Origin of the sequence: Granulicella arctica (assembly GCF_025685605.1) — a bacterium.
In the GTDB taxonomy this organism is placed as follows: Bacteria; Acidobacteriota; Terriglobia; order Terriglobales; family Acidobacteriaceae; genus Edaphobacter; species Edaphobacter arcticus.
This window is the reverse complement of sequence record NZ_JAGTUT010000001.1, coordinates 3429011-3451866: the sequence shown is the minus strand read 5'-3', so window position 1 is coordinate 3451866 and position 22856 is coordinate 3429011. Positions and strand designations below refer to the sequence as shown.

General features: G+C 59.1%; 22 protein-coding genes. 8 read left to right on the top strand and 14 right to left on the bottom strand.

Going from position 1 to position 22856, the window contains the following annotated elements:
• Nucleotides 1–24 precede the first annotated feature (24 nt).
• The 5 genes from OHL20_RS14720 to OHL20_RS14700 all read right to left on the bottom strand — a co-directional run bounded on the left by OHL20_RS14720 (nucleotide 25) and on the right by OHL20_RS14700 (nucleotide 5381).
• Nucleotides 25–2352, bottom strand: coding sequence for a penicillin-binding transpeptidase domain-containing protein (locus tag OHL20_RS14720; protein WP_263383932.1), 2328 nt, complete (start codon nucleotides 2350–2352; stop codon nucleotides 25–27).
• A 43-nt stretch (nucleotides 2353–2395) separates the two neighbouring features.
• The gene (locus tag OHL20_RS14715; protein WP_263383931.1) at nucleotides 2396–2926 is read right to left on the bottom strand and encodes an FtsB/FtsL family cell division protein; all 531 of its coding nucleotides are present in this window, start codon (nucleotides 2924–2926) and stop codon (nucleotides 2396–2398) included.
• A gap of 192 nt (nucleotides 2927–3118) precedes the next feature.
• Nucleotides 3119–4012 carry a 16S rRNA (cytosine(1402)-N(4))-methyltransferase RsmH gene (gene rsmH, locus OHL20_RS14710; RefSeq protein WP_263385019.1) on the bottom strand — a complete coding sequence of 298 codons (894 nt, stop codon included), beginning with the start codon at nucleotides 4010–4012 and terminating at the stop codon, nucleotides 3119–3121.
• 57 nt (nucleotides 4013–4069) lie between these two features.
• Nucleotides 4070–4507 (bottom strand): division/cell wall cluster transcriptional repressor MraZ, encoded by a 438-nt coding sequence (locus OHL20_RS14705; RefSeq protein WP_263383930.1) that lies wholly within the window; start codon nucleotides 4505–4507, stop codon nucleotides 4070–4072.
• A gap of 316 nt (nucleotides 4508–4823) precedes the next feature.
• Nucleotides 4824–5381 (bottom strand): DUF2127 domain-containing protein, encoded by a 558-nt coding sequence (locus OHL20_RS14700; protein WP_263383929.1) that lies wholly within the window; start codon nucleotides 5379–5381, stop codon nucleotides 4824–4826.
• A 266-nt stretch (nucleotides 5382–5647) separates the two neighbouring features.
• Between OHL20_RS14700 and OHL20_RS14695 the strand changes: the two genes are divergently transcribed.
• Together OHL20_RS14695 and OHL20_RS14690 are read left to right on the top strand one after the other, a co-directional pair.
• Nucleotides 5648–6199, top strand: a complete 552-nt coding sequence (locus OHL20_RS14695) for a fasciclin domain-containing protein (RefSeq protein WP_263383928.1) — start codon at nucleotides 5648–5650, stop codon at nucleotides 6197–6199.
• Nucleotides 6200–6461: 262 nt separating this feature from the next.
• Entirely contained in the window at nucleotides 6462–6983 is a 522-nt protein-coding gene (locus OHL20_RS14690; RefSeq protein ID WP_263383927.1) for an SRPBCC family protein, read from the top strand.
• 34 nt (nucleotides 6984–7017) lie between these two features.
• On the opposite strand, the gene dxs is transcribed toward OHL20_RS14690, so the two are convergent.
• A complete protein-coding gene (dxs, locus tag OHL20_RS14685; protein WP_263383926.1) occupies nucleotides 7018–8913 on the bottom strand; it encodes a 1-deoxy-D-xylulose-5-phosphate synthase in 1896 nt (631 codons plus the stop codon).
• 134 nt (nucleotides 8914–9047) lie between these two features.
• Nucleotides 9048–10112 carry a DUF3298 domain-containing protein gene (locus OHL20_RS14680; protein ID WP_263383925.1) on the bottom strand — a complete coding sequence of 355 codons (1065 nt, stop codon included), beginning with the start codon at nucleotides 10110–10112 and terminating at the stop codon, nucleotides 9048–9050.
• A gap of 39 nt (nucleotides 10113–10151) precedes the next feature.
• On the opposite strand from OHL20_RS14680, the gene OHL20_RS14675 reads away from it, so the two are divergent.
• Complete coding sequence (locus OHL20_RS14675; RefSeq protein WP_263383924.1) at nucleotides 10152–10538, top strand: hypothetical protein; 387 nt, start codon at nucleotides 10152–10154, stop codon at nucleotides 10536–10538.
• A 1-nt stretch (nucleotide 10539) separates the two neighbouring features.
• Here the strand turns inward: OHL20_RS14675 and OHL20_RS14670 are convergent, their stop codons facing one another.
• The 3 genes from OHL20_RS14670 to pgsA form a co-directional block, all read right to left on the bottom strand.
• On the bottom strand, nucleotides 10540–11823 hold the full coding sequence (locus tag OHL20_RS14670) for a metallophosphoesterase family protein (RefSeq protein WP_263383923.1): 1284 nt from the start codon (nucleotides 11821–11823) through the stop codon (nucleotides 10540–10542).
• A gap of 100 nt (nucleotides 11824–11923) precedes the next feature.
• Nucleotides 11924–13306 (bottom strand): dicarboxylate/amino acid:cation symporter, encoded by a 1383-nt coding sequence (locus OHL20_RS14665; protein WP_263383922.1) that lies wholly within the window; start codon nucleotides 13304–13306, stop codon nucleotides 11924–11926.
• Nucleotides 13307–13651: 345 nt separating this feature from the next.
• Nucleotides 13652–14344 carry a CDP-diacylglycerol--glycerol-3-phosphate 3-phosphatidyltransferase gene (pgsA, locus tag OHL20_RS14660; protein ID WP_263385018.1) on the bottom strand — a complete coding sequence of 231 codons (693 nt, stop codon included), beginning with the start codon at nucleotides 14342–14344 and terminating at the stop codon, nucleotides 13652–13654.
• Nucleotides 14345–14527: 183 nt separating this feature from the next.
• Here pgsA and OHL20_RS14655 point away from each other — a divergent pair, with 183 nt between their 5' ends.
• On the top strand, nucleotides 14528–15175 hold the full coding sequence (locus tag OHL20_RS14655) for a hypothetical protein (protein WP_263383921.1): 648 nt from the start codon (nucleotides 14528–14530) through the stop codon (nucleotides 15173–15175).
• 28 nt (nucleotides 15176–15203) lie between these two features.
• On the opposite strand, the gene OHL20_RS14650 is transcribed toward OHL20_RS14655, so the two are convergent.
• Nucleotides 15204–16493, bottom strand: coding sequence for a Glu/Leu/Phe/Val family dehydrogenase (locus OHL20_RS14650; RefSeq protein ID WP_263383920.1), 1290 nt, complete (start codon nucleotides 16491–16493; stop codon nucleotides 15204–15206).
• A gap of 289 nt (nucleotides 16494–16782) precedes the next feature.
• On the opposite strand from OHL20_RS14650, the gene trpE reads away from it, so the two are divergent.
• Nucleotides 16783–18288 (top strand): anthranilate synthase component I, encoded by a 1506-nt coding sequence (gene trpE, locus OHL20_RS14645; protein WP_263383919.1) that lies wholly within the window; start codon nucleotides 16783–16785, stop codon nucleotides 18286–18288.
• Nucleotides 18289–18292: 4 nt separating this feature from the next.
• Here trpE and msrB read toward each other — a convergent pair whose 3' ends face one another.
• Together msrB and OHL20_RS14635 are read right to left on the bottom strand one after the other, a co-directional pair.
• The gene (gene msrB, locus OHL20_RS14640; RefSeq protein WP_263383918.1) at nucleotides 18293–18892 is read right to left on the bottom strand and encodes a peptide-methionine (R)-S-oxide reductase MsrB; all 600 of its coding nucleotides are present in this window, start codon (nucleotides 18890–18892) and stop codon (nucleotides 18293–18295) included.
• 71 nt (nucleotides 18893–18963) lie between these two features.
• Nucleotides 18964–19200: a hypothetical protein gene (locus tag OHL20_RS14635; protein WP_263383917.1), complete on the bottom strand. Its 237-nt coding sequence runs from the start codon at nucleotides 19198–19200 to the stop codon at nucleotides 18964–18966.
• Nucleotides 19201–19296: 96 nt separating this feature from the next.
• On the opposite strand from OHL20_RS14635, the gene OHL20_RS14630 reads away from it, so the two are divergent.
• From OHL20_RS14630 to efp, 3 genes are all read left to right on the top strand, one after another.
• A complete protein-coding gene (locus OHL20_RS14630) occupies nucleotides 19297–19890 on the top strand; it encodes an anthranilate synthase component II (protein WP_263383916.1) in 594 nt (197 codons plus the stop codon).
• A 9-nt stretch (nucleotides 19891–19899) separates the two neighbouring features.
• Nucleotides 19900–20805, top strand: coding sequence for a nuclease (locus tag OHL20_RS14625; protein ID WP_263383915.1), 906 nt, complete (start codon nucleotides 19900–19902; stop codon nucleotides 20803–20805).
• A 108-nt stretch (nucleotides 20806–20913) separates the two neighbouring features.
• Nucleotides 20914–21471 (top strand): elongation factor P, encoded by a 558-nt coding sequence (efp, locus tag OHL20_RS14620; RefSeq protein ID WP_263383914.1) that lies wholly within the window; start codon nucleotides 20914–20916, stop codon nucleotides 21469–21471.
• 63 nt (nucleotides 21472–21534) lie between these two features.
• Here the strand turns inward: efp and OHL20_RS14615 are convergent, their stop codons facing one another.
• Nucleotides 21535–22833, bottom strand: coding sequence for a glycosyltransferase family 4 protein (locus OHL20_RS14615; RefSeq protein ID WP_263383913.1), 1299 nt, complete (start codon nucleotides 22831–22833; stop codon nucleotides 21535–21537).
• Nucleotides 22834–22856: the final 23 nt, after the last annotated feature.

Genomic DNA, 22856 nt, shown 5'->3' with positions numbered 1-22856 from the left:
GGACGATGTAATAAAATCCCGACATCACCGGCTGAAATGCACAACCACTTCGGTCCCCGTAGGGACCATCGTTCCAGCTGCAGGAGCCTGCTCCCGCGCCAGCCCGCTTCCCATTGGCTGTATCCGCAATCCCGCCTGTCCTGCCTGCACGACGACCGCCCGCAGACCCGCCCCCGCAAATGACGGCACCGCAACCTGCTGCCCGGCATCCACAACATACCCGCCGCTATCGCTGCGCTGCACCGGAGAAACTGCCCGAGGCGCATCCGCCTTCGCCGATTCACCATCGTTCAGGATTGAGTTCGAACCACCACCAGCGTGGAACGCCGCCAAAACCTTCGCTGGGAACAACGCCATGACGCCCTGCGGCTTCGCGACCACCTTGTGAACCTGGGAGACAGGCTCAGTGGCCGCAACGCTCGGACCCGCAACAGACCGCAACGGATCGTCCGACGGTAAATTGCTTACGTCCGCCAGCATCGCACCGACATCCGCCCCGCTATCGCTCGGAGCATCGCCAGCGCCCGCATCCTTCACCGCAACCTGGAGTCCTTTCTTCGCCTTCAACGGCTGGTCGTGCGGAACACCAAGATATTCAAGCACCTGCTGCGCTACATCTGCAAAGACCGGGGCGCTTGTTGTACCGCCATAGTGCGAGGCAGCGCCTCCTGCTGTCGGATTGTCGATCACCACTGCGACGGAAATAGCTGGATTGCTTACCGGCGCAAAACCGGCGAAGCTCGCCACCAGCTTCGTGTGCGAGTAGGTGTGCGTCGCCTGGTCCACCTTGTTCGCGGTCCCCGTTTTTCCTGCCGCACTGTAGCCGTTCAGGGCCGCCTTACTGCCCGTCCCCTCCACGATAATGCCCTGCATCATAGCCCGCATCTTCGCTGAAGTCAGCTCCGAGATCACCCGGTGTGCTCCCTCGGGCAGCTTCTCCGGAAGCTGGTTCGATGGCCGAAATGCTGTTGGCAACAAACGCGGATCACCCTTCATCTGGTCCGTGGATTCAAGCAACACATGCGGTGGCATATACACCCCGCCGTTCGCAATGGCGCTCACCATCGTAACCAGCTGCACTGGAGTGACGCCGATCTCCTGCCCGATGGCGATCGATAAGATGCTCGTAGCACCCCACCTCTTTGGCGTCCTTAGCAGGCCCCGTGTCTCGCTCGGCAACTCGATGCCCGACCGATCCCCGAATCCAAAGCCTTTTACATAATCGTAGAACTTCTGGCTCCCCAGCTTGAGCGCCATCTTGGCCGCTCCCACATCACTTGAGTGCTCGAGCGCATACTGCACCGTGACGCGGCCAAAGTGATCACTATGATCGTCATGCAACGTCCTGCCGTACATCGTCATTGCGCCGCCCTGGCAATCAACAATGTCCGTAGGTTCGACACCTGCACCATCGAGCGCCGCAGAATACGTGACCAGTTTAAAGGTCGATCCTGGCTCATACACATCGCTCACGGCCAGGTTCGTCAAGACACTCGCATCCATGTGCCGCTGGTCATTTGGATTGAATCGAGGCGAGATAGCCAGCGCCAGAATCTGCCCGGTATGCGGGTCCTGAACAACGACCGTCCCGTGCAGCGCCTTCATCTTCTCGACCTGCGCGTCAAGCGCACGCTCGGCGATGTACTGAATATTAGCGTCGATCGACAGCACAAGGTTTTCGCCCGGCATCGGCTGAATCTCATCGCTCCCGAGCACATGCCGCTTCGCGTCGAGCGCCGTAATCATGTGCCCCGGCGCACCATGCATCTCGTCATCGAACCGCAACTCAAGGCCGCCGAGCCCATTATCATCCGTGCCAACATACCCCAGCACCTGCGCCGCGAGATCGCCGTTCGGGTAAAACCGCTTGAACTCCTTCTGAAAGTAAACGCCCTTCAGATTCAATTCGCGGACACGCGTGATCGTCTCCGGATCAAGCTTGCGCGCCACCCACGCAAAGCCGTGCGACGCATTGAACCGCGCCAGCATCTGCTGCTTCGACGTAAAGCTGTCAGCTGGATCCGCATGCACGATCTCCGCCAGCAGCTCCGCCGCACTCTCCTTGTTGTCCCCCAACTCCGACGGAATCGCAAAGACGCTATCCACCGAAACCGTCATCGCCAATTCGCGGAGGTTGCGGTCGTACAGCAGTCCACGCCGAGGCGCAACCAGGAAGCCGCTCTGCTGCTGCAGCGCCGCTGTATGGACATAGTGTCCGTGTCGAACCACCTGCAGCCACACCAGCCGCAAGCCGATAATGCCCGTCCAGAAACAGAAGAAAAGCGCCACGTAGGCGAAGCGGATCCTCCGTATCGGAGCGGTCAGATTCTGCCGTGGTGGCGCCTGCTTCATCGCTGCTTCCTGCTATCTTCCTGCTGTCGTTGTCGTTGAGAAACTAGTACGTCGGTACCGTTGGTGCGGAAGCCTGCGCCATCACCGGTGCGCTGCCGTCGCTGCCATCCGGTCGAACCACCTGGCCCGGTTCAGGAGCATCAAGCCCAAGCTGCTTCGCCATGCGATCGATCCGGCCCGGATCAGTCAACTGTGCCTCGCTCAGCCGAAGCTCGCGATTCTGCTCCCGCAACTGCTCTACCTGCACCTTCTGCGACTCAACGTGATACCCAACCTCAATCGCCGTGAAGTGCTGCCACACATAGACCATCACCAGCATGAACAACACACTCATCGCCATCGTGAAGCTGCGCATCTCGCGCTGCCGCTCCGGATCGTTCGCCTTCACAATGCGGCTGTTGTCGATGTGCTTTGCAAAGAAGACTTCGAGCGCCGGCCCGCGGCGAGCCTTGCGTTGCTCGTCGTACAGACGACGATTCCGCTCTGCCAGGGTCTCCGCACGTCCTCGAACAGCACGCGAACTGCTCGCCGCCTGTCCCGCCATCATCCCCGTCGCTATCGCCATCGTCGCCATTGTCTGCTCCTGTCACCCGTCGCCCCGGGCTGCCCTGCTGAAACTTGCCGTTCCTCAAAGTACGATCGGACCGGGATCGCTAATGAGGAAGGGACTTTTTGAATCTGATTGTCTTTCGCCTGAAAGAAGGTGGGACAATCCCGGCCCGATCACTTGTACCGCTAAACTTGGCACTTCGTCAGTTACAAAACTCTAAAGCTTCTCCGCCGCCCTCAACTTAGCACTGCGCGATCGAGGATTCCGCATAGCCTCTTGCTCCTCAGCCACCACCGGCTTCTTCGTCAACACCTCAAACACCTTGTTCCGACCAGCCTCACGAAACGAATCTTTCACCAATCTGTCCTCCAGCGAATGGAAGCTGATCAACACCAGCCGTCCCCCTCGTTTCAGCAGGGAGGGGGCGCTCTCAAGCAGCCGCTGTATCTCTCCCAATTCATCATTCACTCGAATTCGGAGTGCCTGAAAGGTCTTCGTCGCCGGATGGATCTTGTCACCTTTCATTGATGGGGCCGCGGCCGATATCACTCGAGCTAGTTCCGCTGTCGTCGATATAGGCCGGGCCCGCACAATGGCTCTGGCGATTCTCCGCGATCTCCTTTCGTCTCCAAATTCGTAAATCAGGTCGGCGAGTTCGTTTTCGTCTTCCTGATTTACCACTTGCTCGGCCGTCTCTCCACTGCGCGTATCCATCCGCATATCAAGTGGACCTTCGTGCCGAAAACTGAATCCTCTGTGCGCCTCATCCAGCTGCAGGCTGCTCACCCCGAAGTCCGCCAGCAAACCATCCAGGCTTCCTGCCTTGATCTGGCTCGCTGCCTCCGAGAACGCCCGTGGCTCATACACCACCTCTGGCATCTCGTCGCCAAGCTCGTCCTTCAACTCATCGAGCTTTGCCCTGGCCAACTCCATTGCCTGCGGGTCACGGTCAAAGCAGATCAACCTGCCCTTACCGCCCAGCCTCCTCGCAATTGCCGAAGAGTGCCCCGCCAGCCCCAGCGTCGCGTCAACCACCACGCCGCCCGGCCGCACATTCAGATACTCCAATGCGTCTTCTAAAAGAACCGGCACATGCTGCGATTTCTGCACCACGCGCTCTCCCTGGGGAGTAAACTTCGCACCTTCTTGAAAATCATCCTCGTCCAACTACAGTCCAAACTCGGAGAGCGCCATCTGCTCCGCTTCCGACATCGGTGCCAGCTCCGACTTGAATCCTTCACTGTTGACCACATCGAGATACACCTGCATCCCGACCACCTCTACCTCGCCAATCGTCCGCGCCGACTCCCGCAGCCGTGGATGAATCAACAACCTGCCCTGCCCGTCCATCTCCGCCATCTGGCCCCAGTAGCTGGTTAGCTCCAGGAACCGCTTTCGCAGCGGATTCATCTGCGGGATCAACGCCACCTTCGCTTCGATCTTTTCCCACTCCTGCAGCGGCCAGAGTTCGGCACGCTTTCCATCCTTGCTCGTAATGAAGAAGTCGTTCGCCTTGTAGAACTCGTCCACACGGTGCTTGAACGCAGCCGGCAGCTTCAGCCGGCCCTTCTCGTCCACGCGCGTCGGGTGATTTCCACGAAACATTTGCTACCTCGGTACCAAGTTCGGTTTACAGTCCTCTCAAAATCCTTCAGTGCGGTTACACTTCAGGCAGTTCTTGAGAGATTTGGACCGCTTCACTCCACTTTAGACCACTTCTGAAACCAAGACTGCCTGACTGCCGCCCATCATGTAAAGAAAAAAATAGCTAAGCTTTGTGAGTTTCCCAGAATGAAATGTGGAAATCCGGTCAACTTGCGGGGAACGCTAGGGCGACCACTACATCTAGTGTTATCTCGGCTGGTCCAGGGGCTTGTGGAAAACGAGCCTTCTCTGGTAAAGCAAATAAAAAGCGAAAACGCTATTTCACAGCCGAGGAAGTCGTCGCGTTCAGCAGCTTCTTTCTCTGCAACAGCCAGATGATATACGCCAGCACCGCGAGGTTGATCACGAGCAGTCCGAGGCGAAACCAGTCGGGCCGGCGAGCCAGCTCGTAGAGCTCCCACGGCAGGAACGAGATCGTTAAGATGAGCGTCAGGTACTCCGCCCATACCTTCTCCAGCATCAACCCAATCCCTTCGGTCAGCGCCAGTCCCGAATAGGAGAAGGTTGCCAGGCTGATCTGCCGCAGTCGATGCGCATCGATCAGGTCGACCTTATCCAACATCACCGAAACAAACCGGCTCTCCGGATCGAACTTCAACGCAGCGGCAAGTCGCACCACCTCATCGCCCAGGTCCTTGTGCAGGAAGTGCAACGCACCCATGCCCAGGCCGAAGAAAAATACTGACTTGCTCAGCTTGAAGAGGCCGATCAGCCAAAGTCCACGATCACGAGGACCATGCGCCGTTGGAGGGGTGTCACTTGTTGGCAAGTCTGCATCGTGCTTCGGCACTTCGAGCTTATCTGCGGCATCCATTCCTCTTCAGTTGACGGGGAACATGCCCAATTGTCAACGCCGAGACGATGTGCACTCTGTCAACAGATCGGCAATGGTTGTCTGTGCAGCCGCACAACGAGGAACTACCAAGTACTCAAATAGATCGTCCGCATCCCACGTAAGTAGAAGCAATCCAGTCGCTGTTCCGTCTCGTAAGAGAACTGAACGCCCCGAGAGGGGACCGAGTTAGGTAGCGATCACCAAGCTTGCAAGACCCAAGATCGACCGAAGTAAAAGGAAACCATATGAAGAAGTCGCTTCTCGCCTCAGTTGCCGTAGCAGCCCTCGCCATCACAACCCTGTCCGCCTCGGCTCAGAAGGATCCGATGGTTGGCGGCGCACCCATGTACTCCAACAAGACTGTTGTTGAGAACGCCTCCACCGCTCCGAACCTCACCACCCTCGTTGCCGCCGTCAAGGCTGCCGGTCTGGTTGAGACGCTCAGCGGCCCCGGCCCCTTCACCGTCTTCGCACCGACCAACGATGCCTTCGCCAAGCTCCCTGCCGGCACTGTCGATACCCTCGTCAAGCCTGAGAGCAAGGACACCCTCACCAAGATCCTCACCTACCATGTTGTAGCGGGCAAGATCAGCTCCAAGCAGCTTATGAAGATGATCAAGAAGGGCGGCGGCAAGGCCACCCTCAAGACCGTTCAGGGCGAGGATCTCACCGCTACCATGTCCGGCTCCTCGATCATGTTGACCGACGCCAAGGGCGGTATGTCCACCATCACCACTGCAGATGTTTTCCAGTCGAACGGCGTCGCGCACATCATCGACACCGTTCTCATGCCCTAATTGCAACACCTCCCCAGCCTTACGTACTCTCGCAGGCGCCTCTATGGAGGCGCCTGTTTCACGTCGCGCAAGAGTCCTGATCACCGTATCTTTCTTACAACCCAAAAAACTGTCATCCTGAGCGAAGCCGAAGGACCTGCGGTTGTCGTTGCTTTCTTTGTCGCACCTGCAATTGCCTCATCCCGCGCCTTGATCCGTTCATCCGAACTGATCCGCGTCAGGCCTTCCTTCCCCACGCCACCATTCGCATCCAACCAGCAAGATGCGCTATCACTTCCAATCCGAGCAGTGGCTGCCCTACCCGGTCGAACACGTCTTCCGCTTCTTCTCCGACCCGGCAAACCTCCCGCGCCTCATGCCCGACTGGCAGAAAGCCCGCATCGACAAAGCCACGCTGACACCCGCCCCCGCACACCCTTCAAATATTCCGGGAACTCCGGTCGCGGGCAAAGGCAGCCGGATACTCCTCAGCTTCCACCCCGTTCCCTTCGCGCCCATCCGCCTCAAGTGGGACGCTGAGATAGACGAGTTCGCCTGGAACGATCATTTCTGCGACCTGCAGCTCACCGGCCCCTTCGCCTACTGGCATCACTGCCATCACGTCTCCGCAGAGACCCGCGACAACATAGTCGGCACCCTCCTCCGCGATGATCTTCACTACGAGGTTCCGCTAGGTCCACTCGGCGTCTTCGCCAACTGGTTAGCCGTCAGCGGTCAGATCCGTAGCGCCTTCGCCTTCCGCCACCGCCGGACTGCCGAACTCCTGCAAGAAATATCAGCGTGATCCACATTGATCGGCATTGAGCCTTTGGAAAGCTCTACCGCACAGCCAGCTTGCGGCTTTCCATCGCCGCTAGATAAGGCCGCGCCTTTGCAAGCGCCGCCTCAGCCGTGAGGCCATACTTCTCCCGCAGTATCTCCACCTTGCCGTGCTCGATAAACTCATCTGGCCAGCCCACCCGCACTACAGGTACCGTAAGCTCCAAAGCGTTCAGCGTCTCTAATACCGCAGACCCAAAACCTCCAGCGAGCACATGATCCTCAAGCGTCACGACCAGCCCACATCGCCCACCAAAATCCCCAACGCACTCCCGGTCAACTGGCTTCGCAAATCGCGGATTGATCACCGCCGCCGCGAACCCCTCACGCTCGAGCATCGCGGCAAGCCGCACCGCCTCCGGCAGCATCGCGCCAAGACCAAAGATAGCTACCTCAACATGCTCCGGCTCCGCGATCACCTCGGCTCTGCCGATCGCCAGCGCCACCGGTTGAGCCTTCACTACCGTCCCTGGACCAACGCCACGCGGATACCGAATCGCACTCGGCCCCTCATGGAGCATCGCCGTGTACATCATGTCCGCTAACTCATCCTCGTCCTTCGGCACCATGTGGATCAGGTTCGGCACGCTCCGCAGATAGCTGATATCGAATAGCCCATGATGTGTTGGCCCATCATCGCCACTCAGCCCACCGCGATCCATGCAAAACACCACAGGCAGATTCTGCAAACAAACATCATGCACAATCTGATCGAACGCTCGCTGCAAAAACGTGGAGTAGATCGCACAGAAAGGCTTGTACCCCTTCGTTGCCATCCCCGCCGCGAAGATCACCGCATGCTCTTCCGCAATCCCCACATCGAAGTACCGCTTTGGATGATGCGGCCGGAACAGATCAAGCGCGGTCCCGTTCGGCATCGCCGCCGTAATCGCCACGACCTTGTCGTTGCCGTTCGCCAGCTTCGTCAACGACTCCGCAAAGACCTCTGAATAGGTCTTCTGCCCCGCAGGCTTCGTCTCACCGGTCTGAGCGTCGTAAGGCCCCAGCCCGTGAAACTTCTTTTGCATCGTGATCGCCGGTTCAAACCCCTTGCCCTTCTGAGTAATCGCGTGCAGCACGACCGGCTTATTCTGCTGTTTCAGGAACTTGAACGTCTCAATCAGCAGCGGCAGATTATGCCCATCGAGTGGCCCGAAGTAGCTCAGCCCAAACTCCTCGAACAACATGCCCGGACCGATCAAGCCCTTTGCCGCCTCTTCCGCCTTGCGCGCCACATGCCGCACCGTCTTGCCGCCAAATCGCTCCAGCAACCCAGCCGCGCGATCATGCAGGCTGTTCAGCGTAGGGTTCGTCACAATCTTGTGGAAGTACTCCGCAATTGCCCCAACGTTCTTGTCGATCGACCACGCATTGTCGTTCAGCACCACGATCAGACGCTTCGTCTGCGCGGCAATATTGTTCAGCGCCTCAAATGAGATCCCGTTCGTAAACGCCGCATCCCCCGCCAGCGCCACGATATGCTCGCTACCGCCCGACATATCCCGCGCCACGGCCATCCCCAGCGCCGCACTCAACGCTGTCCCGGCATGCCCCGCGCCATAGCTGTCATGCTCCGATTCAGTCCGCAGCATAAAGCCGTTCAACCCACCCGGCTGCCGAATCGTATGAAACTGGCTCTCGCGCCCCGTCAGCAACTTATGCACGTACGCCTGGTGGCTCACATCGAAGACAAAACTGTCCGTAGGTGTGTCGAACACGTAATGCATCGCAATCGTCAGCTCAACCACGCCAAGATTTGGCCCAATATGCCCGCCGGTCTTCGCTACACTCACGATCAGCCGTTCGCGAATCTCCGCAGCAAGACCCTCGAGCTCCGTCAGCGAGAGCTTCTTTACATCGGCCGGCGAGTGTATCGTCTCAAGAAAATTGCTCATCGAAGACCCGTTTCACTTCTTATGCTCAGCAGCTAAACACCGAAACTTCCGTACTCGGCAAACCTAACCACCAAGTATATCAATGGACGTTCCACGCACTTCCACAAAGTAAGACGCCATCGCGTCCCCTGCAGTCATCGAACCGGAAAAAATGCTGGAACAACGTATGGCTTCAGCGCCGCCCAGGGCACCAGAACATCCGGCGCAGGCGCCGCACGCGGCGACACCGAGTACTCCTGAAAGCTCACCGTCAGGCCCTTCCGATCAAGCGTCCAGTTCCTTGGAGATCCAACCTGCGTCAAAAAACTCTTCTCATGCGAACTCTTGATGAGCAGTTCATCAGCACCCGGCTCCTCCTGCAACGCAGCCCAGCACCGACGCGCAATCACCTGCCTCCATCCTGACCCCGCTCGAAAGACATCATCCGCCCGCAGCTCCCGCTGCTCCTTCCACAGCCAGTGAATCTCCTCCGCATACTCCATCGGATGCGCCGCCCCATGCCCCATGGAGTCCTGTACCACCAGCACCGAAACCCGATCAGGCGTCATCTGCGCCAGCGTCACCGAGACGCTCCCGTCCGCCCCCGCAGCCTGCTCGTTCCGCCACGGTTGTCCCTTATCACCGAAGGCTTCATGCGCCCACCGCTCCACCGCCGCGTTCCACACGCCCCATCCTGCCTCGGCAGAATCCGCCTGCACCCAATCGGCCTCCATCGTTCCGAAGCCCGGAAACGCCGGCGCGCCACTCTCCTCACCCGACATGTCCGCCCCTGCCAGGTACATCGTCCGCGTGAAGAACATCGTCTCCCCGCGCTTCAAAACCGCCTTCTCCAGCACCTCCGCCCGCTCCCGATACGGCCCCACCAGGCACCCCGCCAGCTTCTTCGCATCAACCGACCGTGCCGCATCGCACACCGTACTCAGCCATCGCAGCCACTCCCGCTGATCCCCCAGCATCAGCGCCGCAGCCGCAGGCGACACCTTCCGCCGGGCCACCCGGTACGCCGCCGCAACCTCCTCATCGACCTTGCCGAGGTCCGCATCGGCGCAGATCGCCTTCTCCTTAGGCCGCACCGCCTTCTTACAATCGAAGCTTGCTCCAGACGCAGCGTGCGCCAGCAGTCCCACCATCAGCCCCACCACCACTCGCCGCAATCCAGCCTCCACCGTCAACCGAATACTACTCTGGCCCCATCTCATCCTCAGAAAGCCGTAAACTGGCACAGCACGAGGCCGACCATGGTTCTGGACATTGCCAAACCCGTAGCCCTGCTCCTCTCCATCCTCTCGCTCTTCAGCGTCTTCCACGCCGCCTTCCTCGTCACGGCCACCACCGTCAACGACCGCATCGACGACAGCCTCTTCCGCCTCGCCTTCGCCGCCGGCATCGCCATCATCAGCGGCCTGCTCTTCCGCGAAGCCGAGCGCGACTACGAAGCGCGCTTCGACGCCGAGTTCAACGCCTTCTTCGGCACCACCACCGCACCCGCGCCCGCGCCATCCCTAGCCAAGACCCTCCCCGTCCGGGTCTTCTGCTGGGCCACCGCCGCCATGATTATCCTCTTCGCCGTCTCCTGGTATATCGAGACTTACGTCGTCCTCTACAACGACATCCAGCGCTACTGACCTACACCACCGTGTGGGTCGCCAGCGTAATCGTCACCACGTCGTTCGGCGTCTTCGTCGTGCTGCCATCGCTCTGCGGATGAAACTCCACCGTCATCGTCGTCGCAGTCACGATCACCCGCAGATAGCCGAAGTCCGTCGCATCGTAGTTCTCCAGCGTCAGCGTGCTGTCGACCACGTAGGGCGTCCGGTATGTCCCGCTCATCTTCGAGAGAGGCGAATGTCCCCCACACCCCGCCACAATAAACGGAATCTGTAGTCCATCCACCGTCCGCGTAAACCGCTGATAGTTGTGCGAATGTCCCGAGAAGACCGCATGCGGCCATACCCCTGCAGCCGTACACGCGCTGTCGATATCCGCCAGCATCAGCGGACTCCCGCCATGCGTCGAACCACCCGTGAACGGCGGATGGTGTACCGCGATAATCACCGCACCCGTAAACTTCTCGCTCTTGATGCGCTTCAAAGCCGCCGTCAGAAACGCCACCTGCCGCCCATCCAGCACCGATCCGGTCGCGCCCTGGTTCGAGATCATGCCCGGGTCTTCCAGCACATTGCTATACAGCGCCAGCACCCGCACAAACGGGGCCTCGAACGTGAAGTAAACACCCGGCTGGATCATCGTCGTCCGCAACAAGCCACCCGAGTCTCCCGACTGCACCGCCGCAGGTGCGCAGAAGTTTGCCAGAAAGGCGGCCAGCGTTGCCTCCGGATCCTTCGCATACACCACGCCGTCATGGTTGCCCGCAATGGCGAGGATCGGCGCAGGATACTCGCGATAAGGTTCGTAAAACTGGTCGTAGTAATACGTCGCTTCGCCAAAGTAATAAACAATGTCCCCGAGATTGAAGAAGAACGATGGCACATCGGCCGCCTTCGCCTCCACAAAATCCGACACCATCTTGTCCGCCACCAGCGACTGCATCTGCGGTCCCTGTACATTTCCCGTATCCCCGACCGAGTGGAAGACGATCTGCCCCGCCGCCGTAAGCGCCGCCACCTTCGCCGCTCCGGCGCTTCCGTACACTGCAGCCAGCGTCAGCACCGGCTCCACCGCACCACCTCGCGGCATAGGCACCGCGCCAAGGCTCTTCAGTTCAATATCTTTCTGGTCCGTCACAGGATTCTTGAACCCGGTTGGATCAGGCGACGGAAGAGGCTGAGAGAACACCGGCTGCCCGCCTCCGCCTGTAGGGGCTGGGGTGGACGTTGGCAACGGCGGTGTCGTCGGCTTGGGCTTCTTCTTCGTGTCAGGCGTAACGTCGTCGTCAAGCAGCTTCTTCATCGCACAACTCCTCACAAGATGTGGTGGCCAGCATAGCCCGCGATCATGAAGCCGGGATGAAGTGATCATGACAAAAAAACTGAATCCGGCAAGTGAATTTCTACTCCGCCATTCCCTCCACCACCACCGCACTCGGAAGCTCCATGCCAAACGTTCCTTCCCACCGCGCAACCACCGCACTTGCCAGGCAGTTCCCCACTAAGTTCGCCGTCGACCGCCCCATATCCATCACTGCATCGATTCCAAGAATCACGAAGATTGGCTCCGGCGGCAGCTGTAGCGACGCCGCAGCCGCCATCAACACCATCAGCGTCGCTCGCGGAACGCCGCTCACGCCCTTGCTCGCCAGCATCAACATCAGCACCATGCCAATCTGCGCGCCCAGCGAAAGATGCATTCCCGCAGCCTGCACCACAAACATTGACGCCAGCGTCAGATAGACTGCCGCGCCATCCATATTGAAGCTGTACCCGGCTGGAATCACGAACGCCACCACCTTACGCGGCACCCCGAACGCCTCCATGGCCTCCATCGCGCGTGGCAGCCCCGCCTCGCTCGCACTCGTCGCAAACGCAATCGAAGCTGGCTCCGCCACCGCCCGCACAAACCCCAGCACCGGGATCCGGAACAGCAGCATGACCGGCAGCATCACCAGTACCGCCAGCGCGATCAGCGCGCCGTAATACGTCAGCACCAGCTTGCCAAGGTTGACCAGAACCCCCGCGCCCATCTGCCCCACCGTATAAGCCAGCGCCGCCCCCACCGCTACCGGCGCAAAGTACATCACGAGATTGGTGAACCCGAACATCACCTCGCTCAGACTCTCCGTAAGCCGCAGCACAGGAGCGCGCTTCGACTCCGGCAGCAGCGCCAGCGCAATCCCAAAGAACACCGCAAACACCGACACCTGCAGAATCTGCCCCTCGTAGATCGCCTTCACAATGTTTTCGGGAAAGGTATGCAGGATAAAGTCCTGCCAGTGCTGTACCGGAGGTGCAGCTAACCCCGTCGCCCCAGCCGCGATAGGAACGCTCAGACCAACCCCGGCCTGGGTCACACGGATCGCCACCAGCCCGATCACCAGCGCCAGCGTCGTAATCACCTCAAAGTAGACCAGGCTCTTCCACGCCATCCGCCCCACGCTCTTCATATCCCCATGCCCGGCGATTCCCGTAATCAGCGTCGCGAGGATCAGCGGGGCCACAATCGTCTTGATCAGTCGCAGGAAGATATCGCTCAACACGCGCAACTGCACCGCAAAGCCCGGCGCATCGAAGCCGATCTCCGCACCCGCCACCATAGCTACAAAGATCCAGGGCGTCAGCGAACGACGTCCCATGGCAAAACCACACAGCAGCACCACCGCAATCCATCGCACTACCGATCCCGCAGCCACCTGATGCATCATCGGCAACACCGCTCCCGCCGCCAGCATCACCAACGCCAGCCCGAGTAACATCCGCTCCCGCATCATCGTCGTCATCGCTTCTGGTCCCTCGATCTAACCTTCCAAAAGAACTGTCAAGCCCACCCTTTACCGCACAAAGCGCAACTCGCCTGAAAAGAACAACTTACATGAAGAAAAGAGTGAAAGAAAGTTGGCCGGTTAGTTCCACCCTATCCAATATACTGAGAACAGAGGCAAATCAAGCCCCAGCCACAAGCCGGGGCTTTGAACGCACACTCTCAAGCCTTTCAGAATGAGTAGTTTGCCTCTAAACGCAATGGATAGAATACTTTAGCTGGACCTCGCGACCTAAGTACTTGCAAACAAGCGACTTAAACTCCACCCCGAAACTGAAAAATATCAGGCAGAGGGAAGAGTGTCCTACAGCGCACGGGTAGACTGTTCCGGGCCACCAACCGGAACCTTCGGCTTGCGCCGGCTGAGCACCGCACTCTTCCGCTGCGTGTTCGACGCATGGTCGATCTTCTTCCAGAAGCCGACAAAGTAGTCCACAGCCGAGATGATAGAAACCACAATCATCCAGTAGATGGCCGTAACCGCAATCAGGTGAACGCCGACGATGAACCCGAACCAGTTCCAGTAGAGCCATCGATGTGCCAGGATCGCCGCCACCACCGAGACGATCTGGATCACAGTCTTCAGCTTGCCGATCTCGCTCGCCTCGATCGTAAAGCCCTCCGCTGAGGCAATCGAACGCAGCCCTGACACAAGGAACTCCCGACCGATCACCACGGTCGCTACCCAGGGCGGAACAATCTGCGGCGTATACGCCACCAGAATGATGAACGCCGTAGAGACCAGGAGCTTATCCGCCAGCGGATCAAGCAGAATGCCCATCGTCGTGATCTGGCCGCGACGCCGAGCAAGGTAGCCGTCAAGTCCATCGGTGATGCTCGCAGCAATAAACAGTACCGACGCCACAAGCTCCTGCTGACCGCCAGCAAGACCCGTCAAACCGTGCCCGCCATGCCATGGGAAGGCAGACGAGAGCACCCAGACTAGAAGCGGGATGCTCGCGATGCGACTCAGCGTGATGGAGTTAGGCAGGTTCATGAAGGTAGGCCAACGCATAGCGCAGCATGGAGGCCGTCACACACGGCAGATGCTAGCATTCTGCCACATCGCGCACCTGCTCGCGAAACGTCAGTCACAGCAACAACAGTGCCGTATCAGGACAGCTGTTCACATTGACATGGTAGAGTCGACTCATCCTCACTGGAAAACTGATGGTCCCTTATGCCTCTGCCTCGGCTCCTCGTCCTTATCGCCCTTGGTCTTTTTGTGCCCTGCATCTCCGCACAAACCAGCAAACCTGCTGCAAACGTGGCGCCAAAAGTTGTGTTCTCCAGCGGGACCAACGCTTATACGATCACGGTCACTGATCTGGCGTCCGGCCCCGCGTTGGCTGGCATCGGCCTCTCAACGTCACTTCTGGTGACCGTCTCACCTGTTGGTGCTTACAACACGCCGGTCAAACTCACCTGCGCCGACCTGCCGGTTGAGGCTTCCTGTACCTTCGCGATTGATACCATTCCTGGTGGCGGCGGCAACACGGCACTCGCCTTCACCACCGCCGCGCCCCACGATTGCGGATCAACAACGCCTTACTTCTACGGAAACAGCGCGAGCCTCAACTACATCGGCCCGGTACTTGCAGGCCTGCTCCTGCTCTGGCTTCCACGCCGTCGCATCTGGCTTCGCGGCCTGCTCGGCCTCATCGCGATCTCCACAACCATCGGACTCGCCGGCTGCGGCCACTGCACCGACCTCGGCACCAAGCCGGGAACCTACACCTTCCAGCTCAATGGAACCGCAGTCGGAACCCAGGCTCTCGCGTTGGGCGATCTCGTCACCGTACCGGTCACCGTTCAAGTCCAGTACTGAGTACGTTTCAGAGAAACGGGGCAGCCCGTCAAGCGTAGAAGCCGCGCTGCTTCGTCGTATACGCCACGCGATCGATCGCCAGCATATAAGCGGCGATTCGATTATTTACCGCGTGCGACTCAGCATAGCGAATCACATCGACGAAGCTCTGAATCATGATGCTGTCCAACCGCTGATTCACCTCGGCCTCGGTCCAGAAATAGCCCATGCGATCCTGCACCCATTCGAAGTAGCTCGTTGTCACACCGCCCGCATTTGCAAGAATGTCTGGAATGACGAAGATGCCCTTCTCTGCAAGGATGTCATCCGCAACAATCGTCGTCGGCCCATTTGCGCCCTCGCAAAGAATCCGGCAGTTTAGATCCGCCGCATTCAAGCTAGTAATCACATTCTCGGTGGCCGCCGGAATCAGGATCTCGCACGAGCGCGTGAGCAACTCATGTTTGTCAGCCACCTCGGCACCCTTGAAGCCGACGATGGTCCCCGCAACACGCCGATGCTCGGTGAGCGCCGCGATGTCGATGCCCGACGCGTTATAGATTCCGCCGTCGTACTCGGCGATGCCGATGATCGTGTAACCCTTCTCGCTGAGAAGCTTGGCGGCATTTGAGCCGACATTGCCGAATCCCTGAACAATAACCCGGCAGCCTTCAACCGGCATGCCGAGATAGCGCAAAGCCTGATCGCAGACGACGGAGATTCCGCGTCCTGTCGCCTCGCGACGGCCCCGCGAGCCGCCGATGTTGACCGGCTTGCCCGTCACAACTGCCGTCACCGTCTGCCGCATGTGCATGGAATAGGTGTCCATGATCCACGCCATGGTCTGCTCGTCGGTTCCCATATCGGGAGCGGGAACGTCCTTCTCAGGTCCGATGAACTCGATCAACTCGGCCGTATACCGCCGTGTCATGCGTTCCAACTCACCCTGCGACATCTTCTTCGGATCGCAGATTACGCCGCCCTTTGCGCCGCCGAACGGGATGTTGACGACCGCGCACTTCCACGTCATCCAGCTTGCGAGCGCGCGAACCTCGTCGAGCGACACATCCGGCGAATAGCGGATGCCGCCTTTAGCCGGTCCACGCGCAACCGAGTGCTGCACCCGATAGCCGGTAAATACCTCGATCGTTCCGTCATCCATGCCGACCGGAATGTGCACGATCAGCTCGCGGGCCGGGTAGCGAAGCACCTTCCAGATGCCCGGATCGAGGTTGAGTTTCCTGGCTGCAAAGTCGAAGCGGGCCGCCTGGGCTTCCCAGGGGTTGGTCTCCTGTTCAAAGGAAAGTTGTGGGGGGAGGGGAGGAGCGAGTGTTGCCATGGTTTTACAATCCTTTTCAAGTCCTGCTGGTATTAACGATTCTCCGGCCATCGTGGATGCCCTCGCGCCTACAGCTTGCGACGAGCATACAGCTTGGGAACACCGGTATACGCCCAAACTGGGGAGTATAGGCCGCTCAGAAGACGACCTGCAAACAAGCCACTCTACTAAGGATGACCCGCAACCCGGAAAGGTGCCGTCAATTCTCCATGAACACGGTTCTTTCTGGTTCTTCGCTGCCTGCGCCGTCTGATAGTCGCCTTGCATTTACCATGGCAACGGAGCTCCTGTGCCAACGAAAGCAGTCAATACCCCAACACCCCGCGACTTCGACAAACTGGCGAAGCACCACACCCTCGTCCCGGTCTACCGCACCGTTACCGCAGATCTCGAAACGCCTGTCTCGGCCTTTCTTCGCATCGCCAGCGAAGAACCGGAAGCGTTCCTGCTCGAGTCTGTCGAGGGTGGCGAGCATGTCGGCCGTTATACGTTTATCGGCATTCAGCCATACAAGAAGATCGTCTCTCGTGGCCGACACATTGTCATCGACGAGGGCAGGAAGCGCCGCACGTTTGAAGGCGATGTTTTCGAGGAGTTGAAATCAGCCCTCAGCGGCCACACACCCGCACGCCTCGAAGGTCTGCCACCCTTTACCGCAGGAGCCGTGGGCTTCTTCTCCTACGATGTTGTTCGGCAGATCGAACGGCTGCCGGCGACCGCGAAGGACGAGCTTGGCGTTCCGGATGCGTGCCTTATGTTCTTCGACCAGGTGCTTGCGTTCGACCACGTCAAGAAGGAGATCCATCTCATCGTCACGGCGGATCTAACCCGCGAGGCCCGCGGCACGGCTTATGCCCGCAGCGTTCGTCGCCTTAACAAGCTGGAACGCCGCCTTGCGCAGGCTCTTCCAAAGCAGAAGCACCGCTCTATCGCAGGCAAGCTCAAACTCACCGCCCGCACGTCGAAGGCAGCCTTCCTCAAAGCCGTCCATCGTACCAAGGACTACATTGGCTCAGGGGACGTCTTCCAATGTGTTCTCTCGCAGCGCTTCGACTGTACCCCTGGTGTGCCTGCGTTCGATATCTATCGTGCGCTGCGCATCGTCAACCCGTCACCGTATATGTACTTTTTGCGCTTTGGTATCGAGAACGGCAGGGCCCTCACCCCGGCTCACATCGTCGGCTCCTCACCTGAACTGCTGGTCCGCGTGCATGGCCGCGCCGTCGAGTATCGGCCTATCGCCGGAACGCGCCCGCGCGGCGCTGACGAGATCACGGATCGCGCCATGGAAGCCGACCTCCGCGCTGATGAAAAAGAAGTGGCTGAGCACATCATGCTCGTCGATCTGGGCCGCAACGATGTAGGTCGCGTGAGTGAGTTTGGGTCGGTGAAGGTGAAGGACCTGATGTTCGTAGAGCGCTACAGCCACGTTATGCACCTTGTCAGTGCGCTCACTGGAAAGCTCAAGCCGGAGCTTTCGGCGATCGACGCCTTCAAAGCATGCTTCCCTGCAGGAACGCTCTCAGGCGCTCCGAAGATTCGCGCCATGGAGATTATTGAAGAGATGGAACCTGCCCGCCGGGGCGTTTACGGAGGCAGCATTTTGTACGCTGACTTCTCGGGTAACCTGGACTCCTGCATTGCCATCCGCACCCTCTTTATGAACGGCGATCAGGGACACATTCAGGCGGGTGCAGGAATCGTGGCGGATTCGGTGCCAGAGAAAGAGTTCGAAGAGTGCGGCAACAAGGCCCGTGCCGTGGTTCGGGCGATCGAACGTGCACGTCAGCAGTGAGAGCCTAAGTTTTCACAAAGCGCATCGAAGCCGAGTTCATGCAATACCGCATCCCCGTCGGCTCGGGGCCGTCGTCGAAGACGTGTCCCAGATGCCCTTCGCACCGGACGCAAGAGACTTCGGTTCGCGCCATACCCATCGAGCGGTCCGTCTTCTCAACTATGTTTTCTTTGGACAGAGGAGCCCAAAAGCTCGGCCATCCTGTTCCTGACTCAAACTTTGTCTGCGAACTGAAAAGCGCCGTGTCGCAGCAGATGCAGCGGAAGATTCCCTTGCCATGCTCCTTCCAACTGACGCCGGAGTAGGGCATCTCGGTGTCCGCCTGCCGTGCAATGCCGAATGAGTTCGCTCCTAGCTGCTGCCGCCACTCACCGTCTGTCTTCACCACTTTTGCGACAGTTTCTTTGCCAAGATTCTTTCCATCATTAGAGAAGTTGACGATGGTAACCTCACCCGGCGTACCGTGTACTGCTGCCTCGACGATGGAGGAGCGACGCAACCCAAGCACGGCGGTCGCTGCTGCAGCCGCAGTTCCACCCAAAACGAACATTCGGCGCGTCATCTTCTTCGACTGCACATCTTGACTCACCTCGGACTCAAACATTGCCAATACCTCGCGTAATTTGCTTCTTGTCCGACGTAGATCTGCCAGAAAGGTTACGCAGAGCGTGCGGATTAGTCGTCGACCTTTTCCTGCTGGAGCGCCCACCAGATTCCGCCGACGATCTGGGTAATCCCAATCAGCCGCGTGAGGGCAGGGCGGTCATGAAGTTCGTGCATCAGCTTCTTCCATGGGGCGGGTCCTTGCTTCCAGGCCATCGCGTCGTGCTCGGGGCGAACAACAGCCATCACGCCATCACCGATCAAGGCCATGGCTGCAAAATGCTTCCAGCGCTTCTGTGTTAAGAACATCGTCGCGTCACCTTGTACCTTAGAGCGCCGCCATCCCGCTTGCCGTTGTATTCGCCGCACGATCAACCGGTGAGCGCGGGCGTAAACTGGTTGAGTATGATCTTCGTTCTCGATAATTACGACTCTTTCACCTATAACCTTGTCCAGTACATGGGCGAACTGGGTGCCGAGATGGTCATTCGCCGCAACGACGAACTCACTCCCGCTGAGGTCGAGGCGCTCCGCCCTGAACGCATCCTGATCTCGCCCGGTCCATGCACTCCACAGGACGCCGGCATCAGTATCGACCTCATCAAGCACTTCGCAGCGCTTGGTTCGAGTGGTGGCACCAAGGTCCCTATCCTCGGCGTCTGCCTCGGTCACCAATCGATTGGCGCGGCTTTCGGTGGCAACGTCGTTCGTGCTCCCAAGCTGATGCATGGCAAGACAAGCGAGGTCGACCACGACGGCAAAACCATCTTCGATGGCATTCCGCTGACAATGACCTGCACCCGCTACCATTCGCTTATCGTCGAGGATCAGGATTTTCCGGACGAGCTTGAGGTGTCCGCACGCACGTCCGATGGCGAGACCATCATGGCTCTCCGCCACCGTGAGCTTCCGATTGAAGGCGTCCAGTTTCACCCTGAAAGCGTGCTGACGACGCACGGCAAGCAGATCATCCAGAACTTCATGAACCTTAAGAGTTAGGCTGGACGCATGAGAGCTCTCCGGCTGATCCCGATACTCGCCATCGCGTCGTCCCTTCATGCCCAGCAATCGATCGGCACGGTAGGTGTGCAGGATGCGACCGTGTCTGGCGATCTCTCGATCACCAACGGCCGGGCCATCCTGATCGGCAGCAGTACTGTCATCGCGAAAGACCACACTGCCGAGATCGCGCTAAACCGTGGGGGCACCGTCCGGGTCTGCGCGACCAGCGGCCTCCACCTTACGCAGTCGCAGAGTGCAGGGCCGCAACCGCTGATGCTCGCGCTTGACCGCGGCGCCATTGAACTCCAGACGGCTGCCCTTGCTACGGACATCGTGATGACGCCCGATCTGCGCTTTGCCCTCCGCTCCGCTGGCCCTCTTGATCTTCGCCTTCGCGTGACGAAGAATGGCGATACCTGCGTTGAGAACCATGGGGCGACGGCTCCCACGCTCGGGATCACCGATCAGTTTGGCGAGGCGTCCTACGAGCTACGCCCCAACCAGCACGTCCTCTTCGAACACGGCAGTCTGAAGGAGGTGGTCGATAATGAGACCTCTCCGTGCGGCTGTCCGACCGCGGCGCCGGGGATGTCAATCGCCGATGCCCTACTCGCAGCTCCCACTCATACGTCCACTCCCAGCGATGAGGCGGCGGCGCAGCACCCCTTTCCTTCTGCCATCAGTGAGGGGCTGGCTCCGCCTGCACCTGTTCCCCAGGCCGCACCCGGGGTCGCACACGCCCAGGTGGTCACGACCCTTGGCTACACCGGCGACGGGGCAGGCTCCATCTCCGGCAATCCGGCGGCCGTGGCCACAGCCCCTGCGGTGGCAGCAACCCAGCCATCGGCACAACCTTCAGGCTTCGGTCACCGCCTCGGTCACTTCTTCAAACACCTCTTCGGCGGCAACTAAATCCTGCCGCCATACACGCTACAATTGATGGGTTGAGGACCTGGCGAACCGCTGCGCCTATAGCCGCCCTCCACCATCACACGCACCATAGATCAGAGGTTAATTGTTATGTCGATCCCAGCAACGCAGATGCGCCCGGGCATGATCATCAAGTACAAAGACGATCTTCACCTTGTCTTTTCGGTCGAACACCGCACCCCCGGCAACCTGCGCGCGTTTATCCAGGCGAAGCTCCGCAACGTCCGCACAGGTGCCATGTTTACTGAGCGTTTCCGCTCTCCTGACCCTGTCGAACGGGTCTATGTCGACGAGATCAAGATGGAGTTCCTCTACAACGAAGGCGAAGATTACTACTTCATGGATGAGAAGTACGAGCAGACCATGCTGAAGTACGAGACGCTGGGCGACGCGGTGCAGTACCTCACGCCCAATCTTTCCATCAGCGTCAGCTTTCACGACGGCAAGGCGGTTGGTATCGAGCTTCCGGGTGTGGTCGAGATGACCGTGATGGAGACCGAGCCGGGCATCAAGTCCGCAACCGCATCCTCCGTGACCAAGCCAGCCAAGACGGAGACCGGCCTCGTCGTGCAGGTCCCTCCATTCATCAATGAAGGCGAAAAGATCCGCGTCGACACAACCGAGGGCGCTTACATGTCCCGCGCTTAGACCTATTTCAATGAAGAAAAGCGGGCCTCTGATCAGGAGGCCCGCTTTTCTTTGACCCACGACTTACTTTCGAGCGGCGATCAGCTTTGCATAGAGTTCAATGGTCTGGTCGGCTATGGCTGACCATGCGAACTTTTCCTCAACCCTCCTGCGGCCTGCCTCACCGAACGCCTTTGCCTTCGCAGGGTCGGCCAGCAACGCATTTACCTTTTCCGCGAGGTCCCGGGCAAACCGATCCGCGTCCAGAGGAAAGGTTGTCACCGGATCAGCCTCAAACGGCACCAGATGTCCGGTCTCACCCTCTACGACGACTTCAAGAATGCCACCAACCGCCGAGGCTACAACGGGAGCTTTGCAGGCCATTGCCTCCAGGTTGATGATGCCGAAGGGCTCATATACTGAAGGACAGCAGAAGACCGCACAGTGCGAATAAAGCTGAATAGCCTCCTGCTTCGTGACCATCTGCTCGATCCATACGATGTTGTGACCCGTATCAGTCGGGTCGCCCGTCGCGATGGAGTGGCCGCCATCGTCCGTAAAGTTCTCGACCGCAGCTGGTCGACTGCCGGGCGTCAGCTTGCGCAGTGCTTCGATCTTCTCCCGCATCTCTGCAGCAATCTCGGGCGTGTCGGGTGCACCGGCGCATAGCACTACCTGGGTTCCGGGTGGCATGTACGGAATTGCCTCGACCAGATGCGTGACGCCCTTCTGGCGCGTGATTCGCCCCACGAAGAGCACGTAAGGCTTGCTTGGATCGACCCCGTATTTGAGCAGCGCCGACGTATCGTCCGTCTTCTGATACTCGTTCAGGTCAATACCGTTGTAGATCACATGGATTACGTCAGGCGACACTTCGGGATAGGCCCGCAGAATATCCGCCTTCGTGCCGTTCGATACAGCGATGATGGCGTCGGCATCGAGAATGGCTGTGCGCTCCATCCACGATGACATGGCATAGCCGGAGCCCAACTGCTCCGCCTTCCATGCACGCAGTGGCTCGAGTGAATGGGTCGTCAACACGAACGGGATGTTGTATAGCTTCTTCGCGAGGAAGCCAGCCATCGAGACGTACCACGTATGGGTGTGGACAATGTCGATCTCGGCAAGCTGCTTCATCTGCGAAAGATTCAGCGCAAAAGCGTCAACAGCAGCCTTGAACTTGGCCTTGGTGTCGCCTGTAACCTCTGGCGGCGGCTCCAACCCGCGTACCTGCAGATCGCCGCGATCCTCCTGCTGGGTCCCCCAACAGTGCACTTCAACCTCAATCTTCTTCGCTAACTCCAGGCTCAGATACTCGACATGCACACCGGCCCCGCCATACACATTTGGCGGATACTCGCGGGTCATCAAACCTACACGCATCGACTGCCTCCAGAAAATCACCT